Here is an 8537-nt window from a genome sequence, read left to right as displayed (position 1 = left end):
GGACGATCTTTTATTTGTCTCCTTACTAGTTGAGCACACATCTTGGTATGGAGACAATGTACCTTAGATCTTTTGGTCATTCGCCGTTCTCTTTTCTCTCGTTCAAAGCATTTCTACAGAGCAAAAATTTTTCATCGCGATCACTTATTACTGAAATTCCATCCGGGACTGCAAAAAATGATCCGGATAGAGTCAGGGACGGTGCACCACGTGATCGGACAGATTGCAGGAAAGTGCACCATAATGGTAACAGGTCCGCTGATCGGGCCACGGATCCCCGATCACTCAATCCAGCCACTCTAACATCCTCCTATTCACAGGTAAAACGGGCATTCGTTAATCATAAAGAAGGAGTTGAAAAAAGAAGGTATCGACAATTAACCGAGTTCATCCCAGCTGGAGCGCCTGCGGTAGATGACTACCCCGACAATAACGAGGACGACGACAATGATGCCGATGATGAGGAATATTCCGCCCGGTAATTTGATATTACTCGGCAGAATGTTGGGGAGCTGGAACCCGGATGACAATTGTTTCTGGCGTACCAGGGCATCGGTATAGGACTCATTTCCTTTGGCGAATGCTTCAGCAGCCTTGGTTCGGGCCTGCTGGTAGTTTCCGCTGTTGATGGCATCATTCGCATTTGAGAGAAACGTTACTGCCGACTCGCGCTTTGCAACAATGGCTGATAACTGCGCATCGCTTGCCGTGCTCTGGTTGCCCTTGAACCAGCCAATCACACTGTCTACCCGGTCGATCGGGACCTGCGCAGTGGCAACTTCCATCTCAGCCCACGCAAGCTCGACCGCAGTGTTCCCTGCATCAATCGATGTCTGGGCTGAGGTCAGGTCTGCCATTGCCTCGGTATATTGCGTTGCAGGCCGGGACGATGCCGTTGAGATCTTGGACTGTGCATCGTTAAAGTATGCCTCGGCGGAGGAGGTGTCAACGCCCATGGCACTCTTCTCATCGATCTGTGCCTGGAGTGCCTGCAGGTTGGTGTTCTTCTCCGAGACCTGCTTTGATACATCCCCCGTGTGGATGACTAGGGCAGTCTTGGTGACAACGGAACTTGCCACGGTATTCCCGTTCGAGTCCACTTCCTTTACATTGAGGATAGTCTTTTCCGAAGTGGCGTCAACACTCGGGGCAGTCCCCTTGAGGGTGACGCGGAGAACCTCACTCACATCGGAAGGATAGGACAGTTCAAAGCCGCTCAATTCAAGCGTCTTGCCCCCGACCGGGTTACGGGGATTTTCCACATCGTTTAAAAGGATAGTATAACTCCACGTCGGATCCTTTAGATCCGTAGACAGCACAAGGTCGCTGCCTTCAGGGAAAGTCAGACTTGATGATGCTGAAAAAATAATCTTAAAGGAAGCCGTGACTGTTGTACCGGGCGTAAGCGAACCGGATGGTTCGATCGTCATTCCTTCAATCGAGAATGCCGATACCGTGGGAATGCAAAAAAACAGAGCAACAACTGCAAGGATAATAATTTTTGTTACCTTCATCTTCAACCTCACTCGAACAAGGGATCAATCCCTTCTTCAAACATACTCGTTTTTTTCTCCTTTGACTTTATAACATCTTCTTTTGTTTCTTTGGCAATATCAAGGAGTTCCTTGATCCTGGGCGCATTGCCAACGGTTGCCAGCATAACAACGGCGGCAACGTACTCGCTGTTGACCGGGTAGTCGCCGCCACGCACTTCGACACCGGCAATATTCTCTTCAACCCAGCTCTTCGCTTTCTCCACGCCCTTTCTGTCCATCTCATCCGGTGGGCCGGCAAGGAGAACCAGCGCCCGCTCGGCAGTGGAGTAATCGCAGGGGAGAGTCAGCCGTCCAAGCATTGCCCGCCGGACCAGGGCAACGATCTTAGCAGACCTGTCTTCACCTAGCAGAACCTCCTCGTTTGCTTCCCTCTTTGCCGCGAACTTGTCTTTTAAGCCCCCGAGAAGTCCCTTCCTCTCCTTGGTGGCCTTGCTCTGCACCTCGCTTATCGCATAACCGACAGAGGTGATACCCCCGCCACGGAGGGTATTGATGATCTCGCTGGAATCAACGACCATCTCGCCAACGCCCATCCTGCCGACTTCTCCGGCGCGGAAGAGAACACCGAACCTTCTTACAACCTCGTTGTTCAGGCGTTGGAACGCGGTCTTGACACTCTCGCCCTCGTTTTTCCAGGCGCTGTTATCGAAAATGAAGGTATTGTCCGCTTCATTCACGAGGGTTGTCAGGCTTCTTGCAGCATTATAGGAGTAAAGCCTCCCTTCTTCCGGTGCCGGAATGATACCCAGAGCATACACCGGTTCGCGGTAGATCCGCTTGAGGTGGCGTGCCAGTACCGGGGAACCCCCGGAACCCGTCCCTCCTCCCAGTCCTGCAACGATGACAAAGGCATCAACGTCATGTGTGCCCCGGCTGTCGATGGCGCTGATGATGCTGTCGATCTCGTCTGCAGTAACCCGGGCCCCGGTCACGTTGTCGGTGCCTACTCCATGACCCTTGACCATCGTCTGGCCAATCAGGATCCGGTCCCTCAGTTCAATATTTTTCAATCCCATCAGGTCCGTTCGTGCGGTATTGACGGCAATTCCTCGAAAACTGTTTGTACCGAGCTTCCTGTCCTGATCGATGAACATATCGACAATTTTGCCGCCCGCCTGGCCAAATCCTATGAAAAATACCCGCATCCGGTGACACCATCCAATGGGCTAACAGATAATAATTTCTTTTAATTCTTTTAAGTCCTTTTGCTGATATGAACCTTTTATTTCGGCAGTTCAAAAACTTTGTTATGAGATTACGAGGTAATTCCGGCAAATCCGGCGCTTTTTCCGGAGCCTTTTTCATTTCGGCCCCAAAAGTACTATAGATTGTCAGCCATGAAGATCAGCATTATCGGGGGTGGATTGACCGGCCTTGTTGCAGCGGACGCTCTTTCCAGCGAACACGAGATCCATCTTTTTGAGAGACTGCCCTATCTTGGGGGATGTCTCTCTTCCTACAACATGAAAGATTACTGGATCGAGCGGTACTATCATCACTGCTTCGCCACCGATACTGCATTGTTCTCGCTCCTGGAACGGCTGGGCCTTTCCGGGAAGCTGGAATGGATCACCGGGACAACCGGGTATTATGCAAGGGGTCGGATTTTTCCGCTCAACACACCCGGGCAGATCCTCGCCTACCCTGAACTTACCCTCCCCGATAAGGCAAAACTGGCCTGGCTCACGGTTAAGGCAAAAAAGATCGATCTTGCCGGACTCGACGCCATCCCTGCAGAGCAGTATATCATCGAGAACCTGGGCTCCAATGTCTATGCATCATTCTTCGAACCCCTGCTGAAAAGTAAATTCGGCGACAGGAGAAGCGAGGTCTCGGCAGCATGGCTCATCAGCCGAATCGCCATCCGGTCGAACCGCGGCGTTTCCGGGGAGAGACTGGGTTACCTGAATGGAGGATTCCATCAGGTAATCTCCGCGCTCGAATCATCGATAACAGCAAAAGGCGGACGGATCCAGAAGCAGGTTCCTGCCACATCCCTTGAAAAACAGGGGAACGGATGGATCCTTAACGGGATGCATTTCGATGCGGTCATCTCCACAATCCCCCCGCACGAACTGGAGCGGATGGGTGGGCCGGCTCTCCCGCATATCCCTTACCAGGGAGCAGCCTGCATGACCCTTGCCCTGGATCGCCAGGTAACGGAAGGAATATACTGGCTCAACATGAAAGAATCGGCACCGTATGGCGCCGTTGTGTCGCATACAAACTTTATTCCACAGGAACGCTACGGCGAGCACATCGTTTATCTTGCCTCCTATTTCTCCGGGACAGTCCCCCACCAGCTCGATGAACGGATGATCGCAGACTTCTGCAGGAGATTTGCTGTCCCCGAACGCGAGATCCACTGGCACCGGATGGCTGTCGACCCGTGGGCTGGGCCTGTCTATACAGTGGGGTACCGGAACCTCCTGCCGGCATACGAGCAGGACGGGCTCTTCATGGCAGGAATGTTCTCCAAAACGAATTATCCCGAACGGAGCATGGAGGGATCAGTACGGGCAGGTCTGGAGGTTGCCGAATGCATCAGGAGAAAGATCCATGGCAGCACCTGAAGTGACCGCCATCATCCCGGTCTACAACGACCGGGATTCCCTTGAGAGGGCACTTCCCGTTTCCATCAGGATCCTCTCCGGCATATCCCCGTCATTTGAGATCCTTGTTGCTGAAGACGGGAGCTCAGATGGGAGCGCTGCCATTGTTGAAGAGTTTGGCAGGACAGACCCGCGGGTCCGCCTCCTCCACAGCGATGCCCGGCAAGGCCGTGGCAAGGCACTCAACCGTGCGATACAGGAAGCCAGAGGATCGATTGTCTGTTATTTCGATGTCGATCTTGCAACGGATATGCAGCACCTCCCGGAACTTATCGGGGCGATCCGTGATGGGTATGACATGGCAACAGGTTCGCGACTCATGCCGGACAGTGACATTATCCGGACAGGCGGCCGGGAGATCGCGAGCCGCTCCTATAATTTTCTCGTGCGGTTGTTCTTGTCCAGCACGGTATTCGACCACCAGTGCGGGTTCAAGGCATTCAACCGCGAGCGAATTCTTCCCATCCTTTCCACCGTCCGTGACACCCACTGGTTCTGGGACACAGAGCTCCTTGTCAGGGGCCAGCGGAAGGGCTGTCGCGTTAAGGAATTCGCAGTCCGCTGGAGGGCGGGAAAAGGGACAACCGTGAAGGCAAAGGATATCTTCACGATGGGCAGATCAATCCTCCGGTTATGGTGGCAGATCCATGTATCGAAAGATTAGCGCCATCGTAATCCCGACACTGTTTGCCGCAGGTATCATCGGGTACATGCTGTACAGTGTGTGGGATGATCTCCTTGTTGCGTTTCAGCACATTGTTCCGGCGTTCCTCCTCATCGGAATTGCTATCTGCCTCATGGCATGGGTCCTTCGCGGGTGGAGGTACCGGAAAATCCTTGCCGGCCTGAATTACTCCGTGAAGATGACCGTTTCCATGGCATGCATCTTTGTCAGCCAGACGGTCAACCTTGTCGTGCCTGCAAGGCTCGGTGACTTTGTCCGTGTCTTCATCCTGAAGCACGAATATAACACCACCTATTCTGAAGGCGTATCGTCGATTGTCGTGGAAAGAGTCTTTGATATTTTCACCGTTGCGCTGCTTGGGGCTATCTCGGTCTTCTTTGTCATCAACGCACCATCCTGGTTCCTGACACTCATCATCGTCCCGCTTGTTGCCGGGATTGCGTTCTTTGGATTCCTGGTCGTTGTCGGCAGGTTCACTTCCGGGAATCAGTACATTGCCATCATCCTCAACATGCTCCACGAGATCAAACGGGCCTCGCTCACCCTCCGTTCTATCGTGATGCTCGGATCTTCATCCATTCTCATCTGGCTCCTCGACATCCTCGTCTGTTATGCGGTTGTCATGATGTTTGAACAGCAGATACCTTTTGCTGTTGTCGTGCTTGCTGTGGTCATCGGGAACCTCGTAAAAGCAGTACCGCTTACACCCGGGGGGATGGGGACGTACGAACTCTCCCTTGCCCTGACATTCGGTCTTGCCGGGGTGAGCCCGGCGGTTGCAACCCTGATCGCGGTCATCGATCACCTGATCAAGAACATTGTGACACTGGCCGGGGGAATCATATCGATTTACTATCTCGGGGACTGGGTGATTCCCAGTATAAAAGAGGCAGTCAACACAAAGTTCAACGGGGGTAAGAGACCTGACGGCACCTGAACAGCAGATCATTGCCGTACTCAGCTGGCTTGCGGTCCTTACATTCCTGCAGCTCTCACTGTATCCATCCCTGAAAAAGACCTTTGGCCGCTTCGCGTTTCCTGTTGCGTTCCCTGCGTCGCTTCTTGTCTTTACCATCCTTTCCTGGTATTGCGGACTCACCCGGATCCCCATCCATACAGCCCTTATTCCCTTCATTATCCTTGCAGCATGGCACCTCTGCAAGCGGAACTACCAGATCCGTGACCTGAAAACCCAGTGGCATTGGGAGGCCCTCTTCCTCGTTACCTTCCTCATCATGCTGGATGTCCGGTTCGTGAACCCGACCATCACCTATGCCGAGAAATTCATGGACCACGGCTTCCTTGCATCGGTTATCCTGAATCCGGTTGTCCCCCCGCTCGATCCCTGGTTTGCCGAAGGCACGCTCAATGTCTATTACTATCTCGGGTACTGGATGCTCGGCTGCCTTGCCATCGTCAGCGGGGTTTCTTCCGCGATCGCGTTCAACCTGTCGCTCCCTACCGTGTTCGCCCTTTCCGCGATCAGCCTTTATGCCATAGGAACCCTGCTACTCGATCGTTTCCGCTGGCTCCCGCTTATCGTGCTCATCCTCCCCAACCCGGCACTTGTCTACCAGCTCATCACCGGATCAGCGGTGAATCCGGCCTATGATGCATCACTCTCCTGGCTGGGAACCCGGACCATCACCAATACCATCAACGAGTATCCCCTCTTCTCATTTGTCTGGGGTGATGTCCATGCCCATGTTGTCTCGATCTTCAACCAGCTCTTCCTTATCCTGCTCCTCCTTTTTGTTTACCGGAACTGGGAGTCCCTGGACAAGGTTCAAAAAGCCATAGTAACGATCCTGGTTTCCCTCAGTCTTGGTTCAATGCCGCTCTTCAACACCTGGGATGTTCTCATCTATGCACCCCTTGTGCTGATTATCGCATTTCTCCTCATCTGGAGAAACCGGGCATCGTTGGGAAAAGACACCTGGGCATTCCTCTTTACCGTGCCCCCCATCTCGATTCTTTGTTACCTTCCCTTCTATCTCCAGCTGCAGACACAGACCGGGGCGATTGCATTTGTCAGGACACCATCAGATCCGGTCGAGTTCCTCTGGGTGAATGGCATCTTCATTGCCATCTTTATCGCGCTGCTTGTCCCGGAGTTCCGGAAACGGCCGTGGCTCCTCATTGCCTGCCTGCCTTTCGCCCTTGCCGGGTACATCGCTGCAGCGATTGCCATCATCCCCCTCGTTTATCTTGTAGCAAAAGCCGACCGGGATTTTCCCGATCTTCTTGCGGCATTCGGTCTGGCCATTCTCGTGATCTGCGAACTCGTATACATGAAGGACAACATGGGGGAGACCTTCTTCCGCATGAACACGGTCTTCAAGTGTTATCTTCCCGCATGGCTGATGCTCGGTACCGCTGCACTGGTCATGGTCGGGCAGTGGCTGGGGAGATGGGGACGCATCCCGGTTTTTTCAGACCGGATCACGACAGCAGCAATCCTCGGGATCGTTCTTTTCCTCTTTGCTGCGCCGTTCATGGTTTCCTACAATTCCGGATACGGTACCAACACTCTTGACGGACTTGAGTATCTCTCCGCTTCGCACCCGGGAGATGCCGGTGCGGTTGCTTATCTCCGCACGCTTCCCGAAGGTGAGATCCTTGTGGAAGCAGAAAACGGGGACTATTCGTACTACTCACGGGTGTCCTCGTTCACGGGAATTCCGGCAATCATCGGCCAGCCATTCCATGAATACATGTGGAGGGGAGATACGAGCGGCTGGTTCTCTGAACGAAAAGACGATGTCCGGGATATCTATGAACAGCCGGAACTGACCATCCCGCTCATGAAAAAATACAATGCCACCCTTCTCTATGTCGGGAGTTCCGAATATGAACGATACAGTGTCTCCCTTCCGGCATCCGGATTAACAAAGATCTATTCAGAAGGAACTACTTCCATATATCGGCTTTCTGCATAATCCAGAGATACACGTTCCGGGTAGCAGGCTGCCATGTGTGCACTTTACCCATCGTGGCACAAACCTTTATTTCCGTTCCTGTCGAACTGATATGGCTACATCATTGCTTACTGATGAGTAATGAAGGAGCATACACTCCTGAATGAGGTGAGTTATGGCAAAAGGTTACGTTAAGACAGAAGCTCCTGAGGAGCTCCAGAACAAGGCGCTCGAAGCCCTTGAAGCTGCAAGAGACACAGGAAAGATCAAGAAGGGATCCAACGAGGCAACAAAAGCCATTGAACGCGGCATCGCCGCCCTCGTTGTCATCGGTGCCGACGTAGAGCCAGAAGAGATCGTGATGCACCTTGGTCCTCTCTGCGAAGAGAAGAAGGTCCCCTACATCTTCATCAACAAACAAAACGACATCGGTGCCGCAAGCGGCCTTGACGTTGGATCCGCCGCGGCAGCCATTGTCAAGCCCGGTAAGGCAAAAGAGACGATTGACGATCTTGCCAAGCAGCTTGCCGCGCTGAAGGCGTGAGGTTCTGACCATGGCAGACGATGCAACGCCGGCAGAAGTAATCGAGGTCGTTGGCTCAACCGGCATGCACGGTGAGGCAATGCAGGTCAAGTGCCGTATCCTCGACGGCAACAACAAGGGACGGATCATCACCCGCAACACTGTGGGCCCGATCCGTGAAGGAGACGTCATCATGCTCCTTGAGACCGAGCGCGAAGCAAAGAAACTCTCGAGGCGGTAAAC

General features: G+C 53.2%; 8 protein-coding genes. 6 read left to right on the top strand and 2 right to left on the bottom strand.

Features of this window, described 5'->3' with window-relative positions; genetic code table 11:
• Positions 1 to 377: 377 nt before the first annotated feature.
• Together PHF39_RS11920 and PHF39_RS11915 are read right to left on the bottom strand one after the other, a co-directional pair.
• Positions 378 to 1514: a hypothetical protein gene (locus tag PHF39_RS11920; RefSeq protein WP_300224395.1), complete on the bottom strand. Its 1137-nt coding sequence runs from the start codon at positions 1512 to 1514 to the stop codon at positions 378 to 380.
• An 8-nt stretch (positions 1515 to 1522) separates the two neighbouring features.
• Positions 1523 to 2701 carry a tubulin/FtsZ family protein gene (locus tag PHF39_RS11915; RefSeq protein ID WP_300224393.1) on the bottom strand — a complete coding sequence of 393 codons (1179 nt, stop codon included), beginning with the start codon at positions 2699 to 2701 and terminating at the stop codon, positions 1523 to 1525.
• A 192-nt stretch (positions 2702 to 2893) separates the two neighbouring features.
• Between PHF39_RS11915 and PHF39_RS11910 the strand changes: the two genes are divergently transcribed.
• The 6 genes from PHF39_RS11910 to PHF39_RS11885 all read left to right on the top strand — a co-directional run bounded on the left by PHF39_RS11910 (position 2894) and on the right by PHF39_RS11885 (position 8535).
• Positions 2894 to 4129: an NAD(P)/FAD-dependent oxidoreductase gene (locus PHF39_RS11910; protein ID WP_300224391.1), complete on the top strand. Its 1236-nt coding sequence runs from the start codon at positions 2894 to 2896 to the stop codon at positions 4127 to 4129.
• Positions 4116 to 4832: a dolichyl-phosphate beta-glucosyltransferase gene (locus PHF39_RS11905; protein ID WP_300224389.1), complete on the top strand. Its 717-nt coding sequence runs from the start codon at positions 4116 to 4118 to the stop codon at positions 4830 to 4832. Before PHF39_RS11910 ends, PHF39_RS11905 begins: the two co-directional genes overlap by 14 nt.
• The gene (locus PHF39_RS11900) at positions 4816 to 5790 is read left to right on the top strand and encodes a lysylphosphatidylglycerol synthase transmembrane domain-containing protein (RefSeq protein ID WP_300224387.1); all 975 of its coding nucleotides are present in this window, start codon (positions 4816 to 4818) and stop codon (positions 5788 to 5790) included. Before PHF39_RS11905 ends, PHF39_RS11900 begins: the two co-directional genes overlap by 17 nt.
• Entirely contained in the window at positions 5777 to 7792 is a 2016-nt protein-coding gene (locus PHF39_RS11895) for a DUF2298 domain-containing protein (RefSeq protein ID WP_300224401.1), read from the top strand. The genes PHF39_RS11900 and PHF39_RS11895 overlap by 14 nt, the downstream gene beginning before the upstream one ends.
• A gap of 154 nt (positions 7793 to 7946) precedes the next feature.
• Positions 7947 to 8315, top strand: a complete 369-nt coding sequence (gene rpl7ae / locus PHF39_RS11890) for a 50S ribosomal protein L7Ae (RefSeq protein ID WP_300224386.1) — start codon at positions 7947 to 7949, stop codon at positions 8313 to 8315.
• A gap of 10 nt (positions 8316 to 8325) precedes the next feature.
• A complete protein-coding gene (locus tag PHF39_RS11885) occupies positions 8326 to 8535 on the top strand; it encodes a 30S ribosomal protein S28e (RefSeq protein WP_012106229.1) in 210 nt (69 codons plus the stop codon).
• The last annotated feature ends 2 nt before the right edge of the window (positions 8536 to 8537 follow it).

The organism is Methanoregula sp., from assembly GCF_028712425.1.
GTDB lineage: Archaea > Halobacteriota > Methanomicrobia > Methanomicrobiales > Methanospirillaceae > Methanoregula.
The sequence above is the reverse complement of the archived record's forward strand: the minus strand, read 5'-3'. Positions and strand labels throughout refer to the sequence as shown.